Here is a 19,514-nt window from a genome sequence, read left to right as displayed (position 1 = left end):
TTTAATTTTTTGCTGGACCTTAATAATAATAAACTGTATACTTGATCAGTATTAGTAACATGATAAACAGGATGGAAGCGTCAAAATGTATGATGTCCACGAAGATACTTATCAATACACACCGAGCATACTTGCTGACATGCTCTCTACTTCAAAGAAAGTAATTGAAGCTAAGATTAAAAAAGGCGAGATAAAACCTTGTAAAACCACGGGGTTAATTCCGGCAAAGCAAGTTCTTCATTATGAACCAGTTCGAGCATTTGTAGAGTCTAACTGGGAACGCGAACTTGAAATCACCCCTAATAGAAACTACTCACTTATTGAGTTATTTGCTGGAGGAGGAGGACTAGCTATAGGAATGGAGCAAGCAGGTTTTGATAGCGTCCTTCTAAATGAGTTGGATAAACACGCCTGCAATACTTTGCGACACAATAGGCCAAACTGGAATGTTGTAGAAGGGGATATTTCCAAGGTTGATTTTACAGCCTATAAGGGAAAAGTTGATGTTCTTACTGGAGGCTTTCCTTGCCAAGCCTTCTCTTATGCCGGAAAAAGTTTAGGCTTTGAAGATACGAGGGGAACCTTATTCTTTGAAATGGCTAGAGCGATTAAGGAAACTCAGCCAAAGGTATTCTTAGCTGAAAATGTTCGAGCTCTTTTAACTCATGATGAAGGACGTACCCTCAAGACGATTAGGGACGTTATTAAAGAGCTAGGCTACACCTTAGTTGAACCAAAGGTATTAAAGGCAATTTGTTACAAAGTGCCACAAAAGCGTGAACGATTATTTTTAGTTGCGATTAGAAATGACTTAGCAGCGAAGGCACAATTTAACTGGCCATCATACTATCATAAACCATTAATTCTGAAAGATGCTTTACAAGCAGGTGAGCTCTACAATACTGATGTTCCTAGCTCCAATGGCCAGGTGTATCCTGAACATAAGCGAAAGATAATGGAAAACGTACCAGAAGGTGGGTATTGGAGGAACCTTCCTGATAGCTTACAGAGAGAGTATATGAAAGGAAGTTATTACCTAGGAGGAGGTAAAACGGGTATGGCTAGAAGATTATCTATGAATGAACCTAGCTTAACATTGACCACTTCACCGGCTCAAAAGCAGACTGAGAGGTGTCACCCGGTCGAAACTCGGCCTTTACAGGTAAGAGAATATGCTCGAATACAGACGTTTCCTGATAATTGGGAGTTTCAAGGTTCACTAAATGCTCAATATAAGCAAATCGGAAATGCAGTTCCAGTTAACCTTGCAGCAGCAATGGGACGAGCGCTAGTGCGTTTACTAAATCAATTAGAAAAATAAGCTAATATGATCTTAGCTGCAAGGATGCGGCTGTGCTCTCGGCTTTAATCTTAAGCCCTCCCTCTCTAGATATTCATTGAGTCGTTTGGAACGACTTGCCTACCTATAATTTGATTCGTAAAAAAAGAAATATCATCTTCGAATATTACTAAATTAGTATTTTTTCTTTGTAAATTACTTCATGAAAATATGAACTTTTGCTGATTTCAGTTATTTATTTTTATATTTCAATAGCATACAAGAAAACCAAACTTGCTCTATATGTTAGTATCATATTTATAATGGATGGAGGTAGTTATGGAAAACCCTAAAATTAAAGCGTTAGTTTTTAACTTTGAAGTGCATCGTGTTTGGACTTTAGAAAGCGAGAAATTACCTTGCTATCAAATTAAATCAACTGATGAAATAAAGGTTACATCGGATAACTTTTTATTCAATCAAGAATTCAATGTAACTGGTTGCAGCGAGATAGAATTAACCCCATCAGAAAATAAGAAAGTTTTCAAAGGCACTTTCAATGAGCCCCAAATTAAATGTGATAAATTTGATAACTGGATTGAAGCATATGAAGAGAAACAAAAAATTGAAAGAATTCCATCCGGAATTACCCTTTTGATGGCAGAGTTTTTTAATAGGAACCGCCTGCACGCTTTAATTCGTCCGATTGGCTCATATCTTCAAGCGGAAGTAATCGTTACTCCCTTGTATTGTATCCTAGAGCCTAACTCACAAATTCAAACTAATAGATCGAACCAAAACCCACAGAATATTCTAAGTTTTCAGCGAAGTAACTGGTGATGATATGTTCAAGAAAAAAATGGGGATCTTAAGGATTGAGAAACTTAAAACTGAGGCGGCTATTTGTGCAATGTCAGCTCACTGGAGAAGAGAAAACCCAACGCCTAATGCTAACCCCAAGAGAACGAAATATAACCGTGTTCTCATGGGGTCTCTTGACCCTTACAAACGATTTAAGCAGGAAGTCGAAAGAAGAGGCATAAAAAAATTTCGTAAAAATGGCGTATTGGCCTTAGAAATGTTATTAGCTTTCTCACCTGAATATTTACGTGATGAAAAAACCGGTAAATATCTTCCTGATGCAAAAAAACGGCTTGATGAATGGATCACTTCTATCAAGATTTGGCTTGAAGAAAATTTTGGCGACCGTGTTCTAAGTGTTCATTTGCATTGCGATGAATCCAATATACATGCACATGTTTGCTTGCATGTTTTTGAACTAAAAACCCGTAAATCTGGCAAACGAGAGTGGGGACTAAACGCCAGAGCTATCACTGGAGGTGCTGATAAACTCAGAGATATTCAAGACTCATACGCTGAGTCAATAAAGCATCTCGGGTTAGAAAGAGGCTTAAGAGGCTCTAAAGCGCATCATACAAAAGTATCTGAGTTTTATGGCGCATTGAACGAGGCTGATGATTTGGCCGAGGATTTAAACCTCAGCCCCTCAAAAAGATCACCACGAGATTTTAAGGCTTGGCAACATAAACTCAATACAATTGTCGAGAATTTACAAACGCAACAAGCGACTGAAATTACCAAATTGAACAGGATGATTGAAGAACTAAATGCAACCAATGCTCAACTACGGCGGCAATTAAATACTCAAACCTCTAGGCCTCAATTTCATTAGTTCAGACTAATTGTGTACTCAAACAACGAACGCAACAATTTTTAGCGTAGCGTTAAAGAAATTGTGTAGTGAGTACGCATTTATGACGATGATACGGACAAACCTTAAATATGATATTTTAACCCAAATTTAAAGAAGGCTTAATTTAACAGAATTAGGGTCTTATTCCGATTCTTTTAAGCCGGAAAATATACGAGCAAGTATATTTACATTGGATGCATTTTCAGCATGGCGATATTGCTCAGCTTTTGTCAATTTACTCCAACCATGAAGATTTGTTAGATCTATACCTTTATCTCTTAATATTTCGTCAGGCGTCAATGTAATTATTGTATATTTTAAAGCTTTTATAGATGAATCTGTATTAACACTTATATCTACATCCAGTGGAACTATAGCAATTTTGAGAATGATGTTAAAAATAATATCTGAAATTTTCGAATACAGTAGCTGGCAGTTGTCGTTTTCAGTTAACGGGTAAATAACTTCACTGTCATTAAGGGTGAAACTATATTGGGATAAATTTGCATGAGCAAATATGTTTCTTAGTTTGCGGACACCATTTACTTTATTGTTTAGAAATTCATATTCGACTTGGGACAGCACCCCTGACTCGAAGGTCTTTTTTACAACACTTTGAAAATTAGATTCATAGTCATCGACGTGAGCTTTGTGAATAGTTTCTAAAAGGTTCAGCAAATAGACAATTGAGGCTGAACCGTTTTCTTCTATTTCTTTCAAATACGCCAACTGGTTACCAAGGTATTTCGAATATAACCAAACATAGTCAATAACTGTTGATTTGTGATACAAGCTATCCATTTCTTCACCTAATTTTGAAAATTGTTGATGATTTAAGAGAATACACTGAGCGCTCGTTAGTTGTAGCAGCCGCTATAATAAGCTCTAAAGTTATTCATCTAGACTATCAGTTAAGATATGAGCTACTACAAATAAATCAAAGCATAATTTACACCGTTTATTGATTCACAAGGGGTGCAATTTGGTCTGCTAGTTGCTGATGGGCTGCGACTCTTTCATCAAAATATGCGTCTTGATTGTATATACCCTCAACGCCTTTTTTCACATGGTTAATACACTTTTCAGCAACTTCAGATCGCACTTTATTTTTGGACATTATAGTTCTTGTGGAGCGTCTAATATCATGGATACGAAAGTATTCAATCCCTGCTTCTCCAAGCACATCACCAGTACTGCTTTCTAACTTACCTGTTTTTTTACCAAATAGGTTTGTTAACGCATGATTAAGGGTGTCATGGCTAATGTATCCGCTTTTGCTTGCTCTTCTTGCTGGGAATACATATTTTGAATTACCGGCTTTAACTTTTAGCTCATTGAACCATTCAACTGCTTGATCAGGTAACGGTATGTCTATCGCATAATCATTTTTTGCTCGCTCAGCCGGTAGGTACCAAACCTTGTTTTGTAAATCTAATTCATCCCATGGAAGGCCTATTAACTCTTCTTTTCTTGGTCCTAGTACCAGTAAAAGTGCAACGGCTAAATAATTATCTCGCACAAAATGAGCCTGATTATCCCTCATTATAGAAAATACGGTTGACCACTCTTCTAGAGAAGGTGCGCGAGTACGAGATTTCTCTATCCCCCCCGCATGTTTGGTTTTAAAGGAGTTGGCTGGGTTGTTGTGTGTGACCCCCAATGTTATCCCATGGTCGAAAATCTGTTTTAAATACCCCAGCGTATCATTAACGATTGTAGGTCTAGGAGTACTCTTACGTTCTCTAGTAAACTCTAAAACCCGCCTAATATCTAAACCAGTGACATCATTTAAGGCAATGTCTCCAATAACCGGCCGGATTTCTTGGTTGTATATTCTGGTTGGAGTTTTAATGTGCTTAACCTGGGTTTTCATAAAGTTAAGCCAGTCTAAGGCAAGGTGATCGACAGTTTTGTAGTCACTGTTTTTCGCACGGTTTTTCTCTGTTAAAGGATCTTTTCCTTCATTGATTAAACCTCTTGCATTAGCGGCTTCTGAGCGAGCGTCGGCTAATGGAAGATTGGCAGGCTTTTTACCGAATTTGCCTAAAGCCATGCGTTTTGGCTTACCGTGTATTTTATATTGATAGACCCAAAAGCCAGTACCCGGTTTGGTAATGCGAAGGTACAAGTTTGGCTCTATCCTGGTGAGACATGGATGACCAATATTAATGAGCTGTTGAATTATGGCAGCAGAGAAGCTTTTATTATTAGCACGCATCTTATCTAATACTTCAAGATGCAGCTTTTTTTTGTCCTCTTTAGTGAGCTCTTTGTCAGGGCTATTCTCGTTCTTATTCAATGCAACTTCCTAAGTATGACATAAGTTGACTAAGCTATCATTTTAAAATGGAGTGTCAAACCCTATGTCATACTCAGAGTTTAATTAAACTAGATTAAAGTAAATTTAATTAAGTTGGTAAACCAAGGTTAATGTATTGAATCTATTCAGATAATTAACCTTGGTTAATTTAGGTTAACCTTTACTCAATATTCTGGATCTGCTCGCGCATTTGCTCAATCAACACCTTCAATTCTACCGCTGATTGGGTGATGTCAGTGTTGATAGACTTTGAACCTAACGTGTTCGACTCACGGTTGAATTCCTGCATCATAAAGTCTAGGCGTCGGCCTACGGCTCCACCCTTTTTCAATATGTTGCGTGTCTCCGCTACATGGGCGTTTAGGCGGTCTAATTCTTCTGCCACGTCGACTTTCTGGGCGAGCAGGATCATTTCTTGTTCAAAGCGTCCGGCATCCAGTTCAACTTTGGCTTCTTCAAAACGGGCTTGTACTTTTTCTCGTTGCCACACCATTATTTCAGGCATGCGTGCAGCCACTTTTTCTGCTTCTACTTCTATGGCATCTAAACGTTGGGTGATCATGCCTTTTAGTGCTTCACCTTCGGTAGCGCGGGCACTGATGAAGTCGTTAAGGGCTTGATCGAAGGCTGTCATTACATCTGCGTGAATGGCGTCCATGTCTGCTTCTTCAGCGGCAATTACCCCAGGCCAACGCAGCACATCTAAAGGGTTCACGCCTGTGGATTGGCCGTGAGATTGTACCCAATCTGCAGCATGCAGCACTTGCTTGGCCAATTCTTGATTAAGGCTAAGCTTAGTAACGGCGGCGTCATTGGCGGTGAAACGCAACGCACACTCTACTTTACCCCTTGCGAGTTTCTTGCGAAAACGCTCACGTAGCATGGGCTCTAGTGCGCGAAATTGCTCAGGTAAGCGAAAATAGGTTTCTAAAAAACGCTGGTTAACTGAACGTATTTCCCATACGGCAGAGCCCCAGTCTTTTTTTGTTTCAACGCGTGCAAACGCTGTCATGCTGTAAATCATAAATATCCTTAATGCTAGATGAAAGCCTGCAAAAACAACCCGAACGTCGTGTTGTATACGTTAAAATCGCGGGCAGGTTTTCTTGTTATTTTATAGTAACGCACATTTGCATACTTCCCTAAGCATTACCTGCAAAGTTCGTTTTTATCGCATGGCGGTATTGCGTTATACTTACGCACAATTTTGCTTTTCAATGTCGTTTTCAACCAAAGCATTCACCGTTATGGTGAAGGTATAAACCTTAACGTTGTTGAAAGTACACTTAATTTCAGTTTTTACCTTGTGGAGAACACTATGCGTCCAAGCGGCAGAACCGCCAGTCAAATTCGCCCTGTTACTATTACTCGTCAATACACCTGTCATGCAGAAGGCTCGGTACTTGTCGAGTTCGGTAATACCAAGGTGTTGTGTAACGCGACAGTGGAAGAAGGTGTGCCTCGCTTTATGAAAGGGCAAGGAAAAGGCTGGATCACAGCTGAATACAGCATGTTACCTCGTGCTACCCACACGCGAAGCGGTCGTGAAGCGGCGCGTGGTAAGCAAGGCGGTCGCACCCTTGAAATTCAGCGCTTAATTGCCCGTTCGTTGCGCGCCGCGGTAGATTTAAAACTACTTGGTGAGAACACTATCACACTGGATTGTGATGTAATCCAAGCCGATGGTGGCACACGTACAGCCTCTATAACGGGGGCATGTGTGGCGTTGGTTGATGCGCTTACTCATATGCGCAGCAAAGGCATTATTAAAACCAACCCACTTAAGCACATGATAGCTGCGCTATCCGTGGGGGTTTACAACGGTACACCTATTGCCGATCTTGAGTACACCGAAGACTCAGAAGCAGAAACCGATATGAATATTGTTATGACAGAAACCGGCAAGCTAATTGAGGTACAAGGTACCGCAGAAGGCGAACCGTTCTCGTTTGAAGAGCTTGACGAAATGCTCACTATTGGCAAGCACGGTTTGCGGGAATTGTTTGATATTCAAAAAGCCGCTTTGGCATAAAGAGGTGACCATGAAAGCGTTTCAGCGTGCGTTTATCGAGTTTGCTATTGAGCGTGGTGTACTTAAATTCGGTGAATTTACACTAAAGTCAGGAAGAGTAAGTCCTTACTTTTTTAATGCGGGGCTGTTTAATCGTGGCGGCGACCTAGCCAAGCTTGGCCGCTTTTATGCTGATGCCTTGGTCGATGCGGGTGTGGAATTCGACGTATTGTTTGGCCCAGCTTATAAGGGCATTCCTATTGCGACGACTACCGCAGTGGCGTTGGCTGATCATCACAATAAAGACGTGCCTTACTGCTTTAATCGAAAAGAAGCTAAAACCCACGGTGAAGGCGGTAATTTGGTGGGCAGTCCGCTTGAAGGGCGTGTGATGTTAGTGGATGACGTGATTACCGCGGGTACGGCTATTCGCGAATCAATGACGTTGATTGAGCAACAACAGGCTAGCCTGTCCGGGGTATTGATTGCGCTAGACAGACAAGAGCGCGGTAAAGGTGAGCTATCGGCAATACAGGAAGTTGAGCGTGATTTTAACACTACGGTCATTTCCATTGTGTCATTGGCTGACGTAGTGGCCTACCTTACCGAGAAAGGGGGGCACGACGCTCAAATCAGTGCAATTAATACCTATCGCGAGAATTATGGCATCTGAATTTGACCGTCTATTTAGTGAGGCCAGCGCGCATTTAGACGCGCTGGGACTGCGCTGCCCAGAGCCGGTAATGATGGTGCGGTTGAATATCCGAAAGCTGGCTGACGGAGAAACCTTGTCGGTCACTGCAGACGACCCCTCGACTGCTCGCGATATTCCCAGCTTTTGTCGCTTTATGGAGCACACGCTGGTGGCGGCTCAAACCGATACTATGCCGTATCAGTATGTCATTAAGAAAGGGCGCGAGTGAGCGCCTTTTAAATGTGTCGGTATTTCGCTGCTAACGCACAGTACAAACCAAACATTACAAAGCCACTTCCCACACCCGCTATAAGGTAGGGGCCAAAGGACTGTTTTGCTAGCTTATTTATAGCAAACAGAAAGCTTACGTCTCACTTCTGCTAACTACAGCTTGCATAAGCAATTGCTTGAGTATTTTTTTGCTGTCGGCACAGGTGCAGTGAATATCGCTCATATGCAAGTTTTCACCGCAGAGCATTTTTTGAAGCACCGAGGCTTTGACACTTAGCGATACATAGTGTTCTGGATGTTGAGAGGGATTGAAGGCCATAATTCTCTCCAAAAATAAGCTGCTAGTGTACCGTTAACTCGCCTGTATGATGGGGCACGGTAGGGTGAAAAGATTGTTCCAGCGAGTATTGTATAGCGGTAATCAGCCGACACACGGACGGGGACGTGGCGTGCAGCGGCATAATGGCAATAAGTTGCTGCTGACATTCCTGTAATATGTTGTGAGCTTCCGCTTTTCGCTGTTCACTGGCAAGTAGAGACGACAGGTACATTGCCATGGTGCCAAATGCCAGTACATCTTCTTGTACCGATCTGACTTTTTCTGCAGAGGTGGGTTGTAACGCGGTTAATATCACTTTTGCCGTTTCGAACGTTTGGTAGCCCAATTCTCTGGCTCGAGTCAGCCTCCCCTGCTGATGTGCTAGTTGTGTTCGCGCTTGCAAAGCAAGCCGGTGTTGACGGGCATTACCGGGGTTGAGTTGTAGCCACTTGCGATACATCGGACACAAACGCTGAACATTCATATAAGCACCTCCTGTTTTTTAATACATTAATGCAAATAAGAATCATTATCAAATGTAAAGTTGAAATAATCGATTGCTGTCATCGACTGCTATCTATTTCATTTAGCTTGCAAGAATGTGTAGCAGGGATAGGTGTTTGCTAGGCAACTAAGATTGATATCCACCACAGCAATAGCACTATTAAGGTTATGCCAATGACGGCTTTCGTTCTATAACGCTTAATGAGCTGTTCGGCTTTGTCGCCAGTGTAATATACCACTGCAGCCAAGCCAAAGTATCGCAACGACCTAGCCACAACGGTTGCTATTATGAATAAGGTCAGCGATAACTGGGTCGCCCCCGCGCTTACATATCCCTAGGGAAAGGATGGGGGCAAAACCCAGTGCCATGTAACCTCTACTGTTTGTAAATTACCCCGTCTTTCATAACAAAAGACACCTTTTCCATCAGTGAAATATCGTTAAGTGGGTTGCCTTCTACTGCCACAATATCAGCAAGCTTACCTGGCTCTAAGGTGCCCAATATATCACTGATACCCAGCAATTCAGCGCTATGCTTGGTTGCGCTTAACAGGGCATCTGACTCAGACATGCCCGCTTCAACCATAAGTGAAAACTCTTGTGCATTATCACCATGCGCAGACACGCCACTGTCAGTACCAAAAGCAATTTTTACGCCTGCGTTATAGGCTTTTGTAAACGTATTTTGAATAAGGGGGCCAATGGCAGCGGCTTTAGGTCTTACCAACTCAGGAAAAAAGCCGTCGATCTTGGCCTTATCTGCCACAAATTTGCCCGCTAGAATAGTTGGCACATAGAAGGTGCCATTGGCTTTCATTAGTTCGCGGATTTCATCGTCCATATAGGTGCCGTGTTCAATGGAATCAACGCCAGCACTAATGGCTCGCTTCATTCCCTCTTTACCGTGGGCGTGCACCGCAACGGTCATGCCGTAGTCTTTGGCCGTGTCTACAATTGCTTCAAGTTCATCGGTCATAAATTGTGGGTTTTGACCGCTTTTCGCCACGCTTAAAACGCCGCCAGTGGCGGTAATTTTAATGAGATCGGCACCGTCCTGATAACGCGTACGCACCGCTTCCCGCGCTTCAGCTTCGCCGTTTACTACGCCCTGTTTGGGACCAACGTCAGGGCGTAAAAGGTGGGCCATGCCGTTGCTGGGGTCAGCGTGTCCACCCGTCGTGGCAATGGATTTTCCCACGGTGTAAATACGCGGCCCTTCGGCGTACCCTTTGTTGATTGCATTGCGAAGCGCTATGGTTTCGTTGTAACTGTCACCAAGGTTACGCACTGTGGTAAACCCCGATTTTAATGTGATGTCCGCGTAGTCGGCTGCGCGAAGTGCATAGTCAGCCTCGTTGAGTGAGAACCGCTCTAAGTACGTTTGCGGGCCGCCGTGTTGAGTAGACAAATGTACGTGCATGTCCATCAACCCTGGCATCACGGTAGCGTGTTTTAAATCAACGACAGTGTCACCTTGTTCACCTGCTACAAAGCCCGCTTTTACTGCTTTAATTTTATTGTCTTCAATAATTAACGTGACGTTTTTCTCAAGGGTGTCAGAGGTGCCGGTAAACGCATTTCCCGCATGAATTACCGTGGCAGCCTGTAAAGACGTAGAAAGGAATACGCATGATGCGGTAAGTGATATTAGGGTCTTTTTCATAATATAGTTCTTCTTGTTGATGATTAAGTAGACTATATCGAATGTAAAACAGCTGAATGATTAACGCAAAGTGATGCGGTATCAGTGGTGGGTTTTTAATGATGAATAGCGTTATTGCTCAACTTGTCCAATAACAAATTTCTTGCCATTAGAAAGTAGGATAAAGCGAGTTTGGCATGCATCTGTTTCCTGAGTGGCTTGCTCGAGTAGCTGGTAGTAGACATTTTGATGCACCCTCGCCCATAAGTTTTTGCGTACACATACGTAGGGGATAGGTGTCGCCTCTGGATCTTGAATGGCAGCTGGTGGAGAGCGCAATTCAAGTTGAGATACATCTGTTAAACGAACTTCGTCATTCGTTTGCGTGGTAAAGACAACACATGTTGTGCCGGTATCGTTATCTGTCTCTTGGCGCCACTGCGTGATAAGAAAAGGCGTGTCTTCTACCGTTATGCCCACTTTTTCCACTGGGGTTACCAGGTAGTAGTTATCACCTTCGCGTTTTAACACAGATGCAAAGAGTGCCACTAAGCTTGCTCGGCCAATGGGACTACCTTCATAAAACCATCTTCCATCCAGCGCGATGGTCAGATTTATGTCGCCACAAAAAGCGGGGTTCCACTGCTCTACGGGAGGTAAAGGGCGCGCCTTTGACGACGTACCCTTTAATTGTTGCTGAAACCTAGTGAGATCCACGAGATTCAATCAAGGCTTTCAACTCGCGTAACTTGGCTTTAATCCGACGCATATTGTCTGGACCGGTACGCAATAGTTGCTTTTGTGGCTCGCTAAGGTTTTCCAAGCGCTCGTCTGCATATTTGTATGCAACTGAATCAGTATATACCTCGACAGGTACAGGTACTTCAGGGGTATCTAATAACTGGTCAATAGCGTCGAGAAGTACGGTACTAAAGTCTTTACCTTGGCTACCAATTTCTGCGTATTTACTTTGAATGTCATCTTTATAGATGTCATAAATATTAAGCAACGCTTCGTTGTTGAAAGACTCCAGCATATCCACATAGGGCGTGTAGCGTTTATAGCTAGCCGCATCTATCCACTGTTTTCCTGCCTGAGAGTATACTCTAAAGCTCTGTTCAGGTGGGGTTAGTAACTGATGGTTCGGCGCCATTTCGTCGTTGGCAAGATTGGTCACAGACACCACAAAACGTTGAATAAGGCCCTCGTTAACCAATAATCTATTAACGGTGTCTTCGTCAGACGTTGAACTTTCAAGTAACGCACGTTTTACCGCGGGATCACTGACGTCCAAAGGCTCTGGATCTACCACTACAGGCTCAGGAAGGGGCTCTACCTCTTCTTTTTCTTCAAGTTCAACTGCAGGTGCGGTCGGGATTGGCTCAAATACTTCTGGCTCAATCGGTGTAGACTCTTCCGGTTCCACTATTTCTGGTTCAGGTGTAACGACAGAATCAGTTTCCTCGCTGCTTGGCCAAAAAACAACGGCCAGAATAACAATGAGAAGAATGCCAACAACAATAAAGTGTGGGGCTAATGATTTCTTTTCTGATGACTCGCTCATCTCGCTCATAATGACTCCGCTACAAAAATTTCCTTTCGGTAATACTACCAGAGATAACACCCAATATTAGAAATTCAATCAAGAGAAATGTTCCCTTTAACTGTAAATTCCTTATTTCACACATAGTTTTAACGCAAAACAGCCACATTTCGATTGGTTTTGGCAAGCGTCGTTATCGCCAATGCTCTGCCTCTCATTTATCTTGTCAATCCACAACCAACCAAGCAAGTGTTTAATGTGATTAGTTTATTATAGTTGAATGAACTCCTCTTGCGTCTGTGCCGTAAAAACAAAACATAAACTGTTTAAAATTAAAAAATGACATTGCGTGAGGTGCCTTCAAGTGCTGTTTTACTGCTGGCTACGACGCGATGACCTTCTTAATTTCTGTTTTTGTGGTACATGGACAGTAGTACGCAAACACTGCGAGGTACTAATGCATAAATTCTATTTTCATGACATTCAAGACAAACCCACGCTGATTACGTATCTGGAAGTGCAATCCTATGAGATGAATGTGTATTTAGTTTATCTCTCTATTGGTACTAAAAGCGCCATGGTGTATGACAAGCATGATAAACCCATGCGCTTTTTTAGTGCTGGGCATATTCGAGAAGCGTTTGCCCATTGCACGGTACAAAAAGCTGTGATGAAACACGATACCCCGTACGATGAAATGATTGGTAACCCACCCAAAAGTGCCCAGCAAATGGCACTGCCGTTTAGCATGGCATTGCCTTATTAAAGACATATTGAACCAGTTTTAACGCAAGTTCTTATGTCGTGTCTTACCTTCAATCAAGCCAATCACGGGCAGCTACTCGCATGTCCACTTTGGCGCCTAAACGCTTCGCGAGTAGAAATAAGCCACCGAGTTTTCGGTGGATAAATAAGGCATCTATGGGTGGGGTATGCCAAAAATCGTGCTCGGTAGTCAGTGCCATGCCTTTGTCTTGTAACCGGATGATCAGGTCACTTTCACCAAAGTCATAGGCGCCTTCACAGCGAATAGCCTCACAGGCTTCCATACCAATATCCACCACCGCTTCTATTTGTGCAGGCGTATGGCTGTCGTCAATTAACCCAATTTTTAAGGCCGTTTGTTGCATTTTACTTCTATCGTACTGGGCCGCACTAATGAGCATGGCTTTGTAGAGATGTGCAATGTCGTCGGGCACTTCGCGGGTGGCGCCGAAGTCGAGTAAAACGAGCTGTTGGGTTTCACTGTTGTATTTGTAGTTAGCTAAGTTCGGATCGCTTTGTAACAACTGGAAATCGAATACCTCACGAAAAAAGAGTGACATCAAGGCTGTCATTAATTCATCTTTAATCGCTTGAGGTGCGTCAAGTAAGCTATCTAAATCAGCGGCTTCAATATAGTCCATAGCAAGTACTGTGCGGGTACTTAGCGGCGCGTAAATTTCAGGTACGATAAAGTACGGTTTGGCCTGTGACGCAAACAATTTTTCGCGATATTGCGTTAGCATGACCGCTTCTCGTTCGTAATCTGTTTCCTGATGAAGTTGCTTTTTTGCTTCGCTTAACAGTGGTGCTATATCGAGTGACTTTGGTAACAATCCAGTAAGTTTAATGAGGGTAGCAACATTGTCGACATCGCTGTCGATACTTTTGCTTATACCCGGGTACTGCACTTTGATGGCAAGCATTTTACCGTCTAACGTTATGGCCTTGTGCACTTGCCCTATGGAGGCTGCGGCCACTGGTGCAAAAGAAAAATAAAGCAATTCTTGTTGCCAATTTACCCCCCAAGCGGTATCTAAAACCTCGATAACCTGCGACTTAGGCATGGGGTCGGCGTCTTCTCGCAATCTACCTAAAATGGCGGCGAGTTCAGGGGGGAGAAGGTCACCCGCATCCATGGATATAAGCTGCCCTAATTTCATAGCAGCACCACGCATACTGGCCAGTTGATCGGCAATGTGAGTAATGTTTTTAGGTGTGAGTAATAATGAGGACAGTGCGGGCATTTCGCCTTTAAGTAACTGCCCGGCGCCTTGAGTGACCACATTGCCGGCAACTTTTGTGGCCAGTGCACCCAACCTCCCCATGCGTGAAAGTCGAGAGGATGGAATGGCTTTAGAATTGCGTGAAGTAGGTCGAGTTGGCATTCGCTCTCTCTTGTGTCGTTAGGTCAACACTATCTCAATGTGAAATAGCGGTATAAAACACTATACGACAAATGAGCTAAAGACGATTACCTACTCGTAAATATGCTTCCGTAAAAAGGTGTTAGCGTATTAAACGAATTGAGATGCGAACTGTATCAGTAAGCCCACTACACTGCCGTAAGCAAAGCCTGCCCAGCCGTTAGCCTCGCGATATCGCCACAAAGCGCCACCGAAAAAGCCACACCATAGCATGGCTGAGTATGTGGACACTAAGCCAGTCCCCATACCTGAGTCAGGAAGAAACAACATCACCACAAAGGTAAGGGCCATTGCACCACTTAAAATAACCCACATGATATTCTTTTTATCAGCAAAACCACTTACTTTTTTGGCTGGCTCGGCCTTGCTATTGTCGCTAAGATCTGCGGCTTCGGCTTTACGCGCCTCAGCGATTGCTGCGCGCTTCTTGCGGTCTTGCCTGCCCTTATGCGAGATTTTGCTTTTGTCTGAATCACTCGCTAATGCGTCAGTGGCGCCGTTACTCATAATAGAACCTTTGGTTGATAATTATCCTTAGGGGGCTGATCTTTACTGTATACCAACGATCAATAACCCCTAGTTTAAGGTAATAGATGAACTATTAAAACACTATAAGACTTCGGTCTCAGGTGTGTAAAGGCGGTTTCTCGTATTGAAGGGATAACAGCGAGATAGGGAGTAAAAAGCCTGTAACATCTTAAAGACGTTACAGGCTTTGTTTGTTTAGCGACGAGTGTGCAAACTAGTGATGATTATTGGAAAAGCTCACTTCAAGTAAATTGACACTGTCTGAGAAAGTCAGTGTTTTGATGTCACCTTTGCCTTCCACATTAAGTGTATTGACCTGATCGGGCCACAAATCCCGCAGTGCATCATGGCGTATTTTAAGCCCTTCTAACACCGGTGGCTCAGCCGTTTCCTGATATACCCAGAAGTGTTTGCCTTCCAGCTCAAAGCCAACTTTAGCAAGCTCAAGCGGCTGAGCATTGCTATTTAAAATGGCAAAGTGCTTGGCGACGTAATCGGCAAAAGCTTGTTGGGTTGCAACGTCACCCATAATATCGGCGTGCTTATCAAACAGTGCTTTCACGGCATGCTCTGCATCGTGCAAATTAAAGCGATGCATAACTTCAATGTTTTGGGTGCGTTGATTAAATAACACCGTGGTGATGGCGGCTTTAATCTGGTGTCCGTATGAAACAGGGCTATAGGTCAGTGATGAAACACCACTCAGTATTACCACGGCACTTACAAGCAGAGCACGTGTGCTCTGCTGTAAGCGAGATAAAAACGACTTAGTTGTCATCTTTACCTTCTTCCTCTTCGTCGTCTTTATCTTCATCCAGTTCTGTTTTTGAATCGTGCATTAAGTCGCGATACTCATAGGTGTTACGCGGCTTGTTCTTATACGCTTCAATGCGAGAAGGGATGATACGACGAGGATAGTGGTTGTTTTCCACATCTACGTCAGCGGTTTCCCAGTGTGGGTCAACCGTTACGCTAACCAACTCTTTGTCTTTGTCAGTCACAATCAGCTTGCTCACTGCTTTAGGCGTACGACGCCAAATTTCCGCAGGAATGCGCACTTCTTCTTTTGTGCCATCTTCAAATGACAACTCGATAATGATTGGCATGACCAAACCACCTTTGTTGCTAAAATCTAGCACGTAGTAGTTTTTGTCTTCTTTTACCGCACGTTCAAACGCTGTGCGCTCCCAAGGCTCGAGATCTTTTAAGAACTTCTTGTACTTGTTGCGCTCTTTGTTAGTTACGGTGTAACGATCGTTTTCGTCGTAGAAGTCATTGATATCTTCGAAGCGGTCTACCCAAAGCTTTTTACCTTCTTCGTTATTGCGAATATCGGTAAGTGACTTAGGCTTCTCCATTTCAGCGTCGCGTTCGCGGGCGAAATCGATATCAGGATCTTCTGTATCTAAACGCAGCTTGTACACGCTGTCTAAGCTAATGTCTACATGGTCTGTGGTATAGAACCAACCGCGCCAGAACCAATCCAGATCAACCCCTGAGGCTTCTTCCATTGTGCGGAAGAAATCAGAAGGCGTTGGGCGTTTAAACATCCAACGTTGCGCGTATTCTTTAAACGCAAAGTCAAATAGCTCACGGCCGAGAATGGTTTCACGAAGAATGTTCAGCGCCACGGCTGGCTTGGTGTAAGCATTTGGACCAAGGCGAAGTACCGAGTCAGACTGTGTCATAATAGGCACCTGCGTCTGAGACTTCATGTAGCCTACAACATCACGTGGCTCTACTCCCCATGGGATTGTTGGATCCCATTCGCGACCCGCAACGCCGTCCAAGAAGCTGTTTAGACCTTCATCCATCCATGTCCATTGACGCTCGTCAGAGTTTACTGTCATTGGGAAATAGATGTGTCCCACTTCGTGGATCACCACGCCAATGAGGAAGCGTTTTTCAGCAAGTGAGTAAGTACGTGAACCGTCATCACGCAATTCTGTACGCGGGCCGTTAAAGGTGATCATGGGGTATTCCATGCCGCCAACCGGACCATTTACTGATTGTGCTACTGGGTAGGGGTAATCAAAGCTGAAACGGCTATACACATCCATCGTATGGATAATCGACTCAGTTGAATATTTTTGCCATAGCTCGCCCCCTTCTTTGGGGTAGAAAGACATGGCCATCACCAGTGGCTGTGTGTCGCCACCTTGCTGGTAGCCACGCGCATCCCAGGCGAATTTACGCGAAGAAGCCCAGGCGAAATCGCGCACGTTGTCTGCCTTGAACGTCCAAGTCTTAAGCTTAGAGGTGCCTTCTTTTTCGTTTTCAATCGCTTCTTCTGGAGAAACAATGAACACGATGCGGTCGGCAGTTTCTGCTTTTTTCAGACGGTCGCGCTGTGTTTTGGTTAGCACGTCTTTCGGATTTTGCAGTACACCAGTTGACGATACGATGTGGTCAGCAGGAACGGTAATATCCACTTCGTAATTACCGAATTCTAACGTGAACTCACCGCGGCCGATAAACTCTTTATTGGTCCACGCTTCATAGTCAGTATACGCGGCTAAACGCGGGAACCATTGCGCTAACAAGAAGATGTCGTTGCCACCTTCGCGTTCGTCATCGGGGAAGTGCTCGTAACCTGCGCGGGCTGATACTGCATCTTCTTCGACAATATTAAAAGCAAAGTCGATGTCGAAAGTAACCTTGTTACCCGGCTTAAGAGGCTTTGCAAGATCGACACGCATTAGCGTGCCCACCACAGTATGACGTAAGTCATTGCCTGCTTTATCTTCAACACGGGAAATGGTGTAACCCAATTCGTTGTCGTCAACAAACTGCTGACGTCTAAGTGCGCCCATACTTAGTTTGGCAGGGGCATCGCCACTGGCTGCCTGCGTACCCGGACCGCGGTTGCCAATGCCACCAAATGTGGTGGTAAGGGCTGACATGGAGTCGTCGCGGAATTTGTTTTGATCTAATTGGATCCACAAATACTTAAGCGTATCCGGTGAATTGTTGTGATAAGTAATCGTTTCTTTTGCTTCGATACGGCGCTTGTCTTCAAGTAGTTTTACGTCGATGTCGTAATCTACTTGTTGCTGCCAATACTGATGACCCGGCTCACCGGCGGCGTTGCGGTAAACATTTGGCGTGGGTAAAACTTCATCTAGCTGACGAAATTTATCTTCAAAGTCGCCTTTAGTTTGTTTAATGGCGGCGTTAGCACTTGGAAGAGTAATCAGCATAGACAACACTGGCGCAAGCCAGAAAAGATGTCGTTTTGCGGTGCTCATGCAGGTTCCTTGGGACGTGTAAATGTAATAATTATAAATTTGCGGCCATAGTATATAAGGCTGACCAAATGAATCCAGTTTTTGACCGTAAACTAACCTTGTTTTAACGCAAAAAACTGTAACAGAAGGTTTTGTTTCTGGTTTTAACTGTCGTATTCTTAACCTCTTGTTTTCTTTTTTCTTCCCATTATGAATCGTTTTTCTTGGCAACGCGCCGTTATCAAAGTTGGCAGTGCCCTTATCGCACCGGACGGGGATGAGTGCAGTGGACGTTATTTACTTTCACTTGCCCGTTTTATCACCGCTAGTCGCGAGGCGGGGAAAGAAATTATTGTTGTCTCCTCTGGCAGCGTGGCAGCAGGAAGAAGTAAAGTAAAAGTACGCCACAATGCCTCCATTGCGGAAAAGCAAGCTATGGCCGCGATAGGGCAAAACTTGATGATGGCCAACTGGCAGCGCTTTTTCGATTTTCCCTGTGCTCAGGTATTGCTTACAGCTGACGATCTGAGAGACCGAACCCGCTACGTCAATATCAAAAACACGCTGCGTGAAATTCTCAATCACCATGCACTGCCGATTGTGAATGAAAACGACACGGTGGCAGTGAACGAGCTAAAAGTGGGAGACAATGACAACTTGGGTGCGTATACCGCGTTAGTGGCTCAGGCCGACACACTTATTATCTGTTCAGATATTGATGGGCTATTTACCGCAGACCCTCGCAAAGACAGCCGAGCTACCCTTATCCCTCAAGTCACTAAGATTGATAAATCCATATATGACTTGGCAGGTGGTGCAGGTACAACCTTAGGGACTGGTGGCATGCGAACCAAGATAGAAGCAGCAGACAAGTGCACCAGTAGTGGTATTCAAACCCTTATTGTTAATGGCAGAAAAGGCGAGACCTTTGACGCATTGTTAGAAGGAAAAGTGCCCGGCACACTGTTCAATGCCAATAGTACCCCGGCCAGTGCCAAACGGCTTTGGCTCACCCATACCTTGAGAACCGCTGGACGCATTGAAGTGGATGCAGGAGCAAAAGACGCCTTGGTGCTAAAAGGCGCCTCTTTGTTGCCTTCGGGCGTGACACACATAGAGGGCAATTTTGCGCAGGGCGATGCAGTTGAAATTATTAACGACGGTCGCGTTATAGCCAAAGGCCTGAGCTTGTATAACAAAAAGGACTTATGCCTCATAAAAGGGAAAAAGTCGAAAGATATCGCCAGTGTGTTAGGTTATGAAACTGCAGAGGTGGTGGTGCACCGCGATGACATGGTGCTCCTCTAGTACTT

At 44.0% G+C, this 19,514-nt stretch carries 21 protein-coding genes and 1 pseudogene; 8 read left to right on the top strand and 14 right to left on the bottom strand.

The genetic code is table 11. The features are described 5' to 3' along the window. The first annotated feature begins 85 nt into the window (after nt 1–85). From ACMCM8_RS16510 to mobV, 3 genes are all read left to right on the top strand, one after another. Nucleotides 86–1,321, top strand: coding sequence for a DNA cytosine methyltransferase (locus tag ACMCM8_RS16510; RefSeq protein ID WP_412723675.1), 1,236 nt, complete (start codon nt 86–88; stop codon nt 1,319–1,321). Between the two features lie 297 nt (nt 1,322–1,618). Continuing rightward, on the top strand, nt 1,619–2,119 hold the full coding sequence (locus ACMCM8_RS16505; protein WP_412723674.1) for a hypothetical protein: 501 nt from the start codon (nt 1,619–1,621) through the stop codon (nt 2,117–2,119). 4 nt (nt 2,120–2,123) lie between these two features. Beyond that, complete coding sequence (mobV, locus tag ACMCM8_RS16500; RefSeq protein ID WP_412723673.1) at nt 2,124–2,972, top strand: MobV family relaxase; 849 nt, start codon at nt 2,124–2,126, stop codon at nt 2,970–2,972. A 162-nt stretch (nt 2,973–3,134) separates the two neighbouring features. On the opposite strand, the gene ACMCM8_RS16495 is transcribed toward mobV, so the two are convergent. The 3 genes from ACMCM8_RS16495 to ACMCM8_RS16485 form a co-directional block, all read right to left on the bottom strand. Continuing rightward, the gene (locus ACMCM8_RS16495; RefSeq protein ID WP_412723672.1) at nt 3,135–3,794 is read right to left on the bottom strand and encodes a hypothetical protein; all 660 of its coding nucleotides are present in this window, start codon (nt 3,792–3,794) and stop codon (nt 3,135–3,137) included. Between the two features lie 157 nt (nt 3,795–3,951). Further along, nucleotides 3,952–5,292 carry a tyrosine-type recombinase/integrase gene (locus ACMCM8_RS16490; RefSeq protein WP_412723671.1) on the bottom strand — a complete coding sequence of 447 codons (1,341 nt, stop codon included), beginning with the start codon at nt 5,290–5,292 and terminating at the stop codon, nt 3,952–3,954. Between the two features lie 181 nt (nt 5,293–5,473). Continuing rightward, complete coding sequence (locus ACMCM8_RS16485) at nt 5,474–6,337, bottom strand: YicC/YloC family endoribonuclease (RefSeq protein WP_412723670.1); 864 nt, start codon at nt 6,335–6,337, stop codon at nt 5,474–5,476. A gap of 294 nt (nt 6,338–6,631) precedes the next feature. Between ACMCM8_RS16485 and rph the strand changes: the two genes are divergently transcribed. The 3 genes from rph to tusA are packed head-to-tail and all read left to right on the top strand — an operon-like array spanning nt 6,632 to nt 8,247. After that, nucleotides 6,632–7,345 carry a ribonuclease PH gene (gene rph, locus ACMCM8_RS16480; RefSeq protein WP_412723669.1) on the top strand — a complete coding sequence of 238 codons (714 nt, stop codon included), beginning with the start codon at nt 6,632–6,634 and terminating at the stop codon, nt 7,343–7,345. A gap of 10 nt (nt 7,346–7,355) precedes the next feature. Continuing rightward, nucleotides 7,356–7,997: an orotate phosphoribosyltransferase gene (gene pyrE / locus ACMCM8_RS16475; RefSeq protein WP_412723668.1), complete on the top strand. Its 642-nt coding sequence runs from the start codon at nt 7,356–7,358 to the stop codon at nt 7,995–7,997. Then, complete coding sequence (gene tusA / locus ACMCM8_RS16470) at nt 7,987–8,247, top strand: sulfurtransferase TusA (RefSeq protein ID WP_412723667.1); 261 nt, start codon at nt 7,987–7,989, stop codon at nt 8,245–8,247. The genes pyrE and tusA overlap by 11 nt, the downstream gene beginning before the upstream one ends. Before the next feature lie 7 nt (nt 8,248–8,254). Here tusA and ACMCM8_RS16465 read toward each other — a convergent pair whose 3' ends face one another. The 7 genes and pseudogenes from ACMCM8_RS16465 to ACMCM8_RS16435 all read right to left on the bottom strand — a co-directional run bounded on the left by ACMCM8_RS16465 (nt 8,255) and on the right by ACMCM8_RS16435 (nt 12,278). Then, nucleotides 8,255–8,368 (bottom strand): DUF1206 domain-containing protein, encoded by a 114-nt coding sequence (locus ACMCM8_RS16465; RefSeq protein WP_412727770.1) that lies wholly within the window; start codon nt 8,366–8,368, stop codon nt 8,255–8,257. 14 nt (nt 8,369–8,382) lie between these two features. Next, nucleotides 8,383–8,568 carry a hypothetical protein gene (locus ACMCM8_RS16460; RefSeq protein ID WP_412723666.1) on the bottom strand — a complete coding sequence of 62 codons (186 nt, stop codon included), beginning with the start codon at nt 8,566–8,568 and terminating at the stop codon, nt 8,383–8,385. Nucleotides 8,569–8,590: 22 nt separating this feature from the next. Further along, a complete protein-coding gene (locus tag ACMCM8_RS16455) occupies nt 8,591–9,052 on the bottom strand; it encodes a hypothetical protein (RefSeq protein WP_412723665.1) in 462 nt (153 codons plus the stop codon). Nucleotides 9,053–9,191: 139 nt separating this feature from the next. Next, nucleotides 9,192–9,401, bottom strand: a pseudogene (locus ACMCM8_RS16450) (YqaA family protein); the annotation flags it as partial. Nucleotides 9,402–9,448: 47 nt separating this feature from the next. After that, a complete protein-coding gene (locus ACMCM8_RS16445) occupies nt 9,449–10,735 on the bottom strand; it encodes a metal-dependent hydrolase family protein (RefSeq protein WP_412723664.1) in 1,287 nt (428 codons plus the stop codon). 111 nt (nt 10,736–10,846) lie between these two features. Then, nucleotides 10,847–11,431 (bottom strand): DUF1285 domain-containing protein, encoded by a 585-nt coding sequence (locus ACMCM8_RS16440; protein ID WP_412723663.1) that lies wholly within the window; start codon nt 11,429–11,431, stop codon nt 10,847–10,849. Further along, entirely contained in the window at nt 11,418–12,278 is an 861-nt protein-coding gene (locus tag ACMCM8_RS16435; RefSeq protein WP_412727768.1) for a DUF3014 domain-containing protein, read from the bottom strand. The genes ACMCM8_RS16440 and ACMCM8_RS16435 overlap by 14 nt, the downstream gene beginning before the upstream one ends. Before the next feature lie 436 nt (nt 12,279–12,714). Between ACMCM8_RS16435 and ACMCM8_RS16430 the strand changes: the two genes are divergently transcribed. Next, a complete protein-coding gene (locus ACMCM8_RS16430) occupies nt 12,715–13,023 on the top strand; it encodes a DUF6482 family protein (RefSeq protein WP_412723662.1) in 309 nt (102 codons plus the stop codon). 49 nt (nt 13,024–13,072) lie between these two features. On the opposite strand, the gene ACMCM8_RS16425 is transcribed toward ACMCM8_RS16430, so the two are convergent. The 4 genes from ACMCM8_RS16425 to ACMCM8_RS16410 all read right to left on the bottom strand — a co-directional run bounded on the left by ACMCM8_RS16425 (nt 13,073) and on the right by ACMCM8_RS16410 (nt 18,222). Further along, entirely contained in the window at nt 13,073–14,407 is a 1,335-nt protein-coding gene (locus ACMCM8_RS16425; protein WP_412723661.1) for an ABC1 kinase family protein, read from the bottom strand. 129 nt (nt 14,408–14,536) lie between these two features. After that, a complete protein-coding gene (locus tag ACMCM8_RS16420) occupies nt 14,537–14,953 on the bottom strand; it encodes a hypothetical protein (protein ID WP_412723660.1) in 417 nt (138 codons plus the stop codon). Nucleotides 14,954–15,188: 235 nt separating this feature from the next. After that, a complete protein-coding gene (locus ACMCM8_RS16415; RefSeq protein ID WP_412723659.1) occupies nt 15,189–15,752 on the bottom strand; it encodes a DUF6702 family protein in 564 nt (187 codons plus the stop codon). Further along, nucleotides 15,742–18,222: a M1 family metallopeptidase gene (locus ACMCM8_RS16410; protein WP_412723658.1), complete on the bottom strand. Its 2,481-nt coding sequence runs from the start codon at nt 18,220–18,222 to the stop codon at nt 15,742–15,744. The genes ACMCM8_RS16415 and ACMCM8_RS16410 overlap by 11 nt, the downstream gene beginning before the upstream one ends. Nucleotides 18,223–18,411: 189 nt before the next feature. On the opposite strand from ACMCM8_RS16410, the gene proB reads away from it, so the two are divergent. Next, nucleotides 18,412–19,509: a glutamate 5-kinase gene (proB, locus tag ACMCM8_RS16405; protein WP_412723657.1), complete on the top strand. Its 1,098-nt coding sequence runs from the start codon at nt 18,412–18,414 to the stop codon at nt 19,507–19,509. Nucleotides 19,510–19,514: the final 5 nt, after the last annotated feature.

The organism is Alteromonas sp. D210916BOD_24 (assembly GCF_047159385.1).
In the GTDB taxonomy this organism is placed as follows: Bacteria; Pseudomonadota; Gammaproteobacteria; order Enterobacterales; family Alteromonadaceae; genus Alteromonas.
The sequence above is the reverse complement of the archived record's forward strand: the minus strand, read 5'-3'. Positions and strand labels throughout refer to the sequence as shown.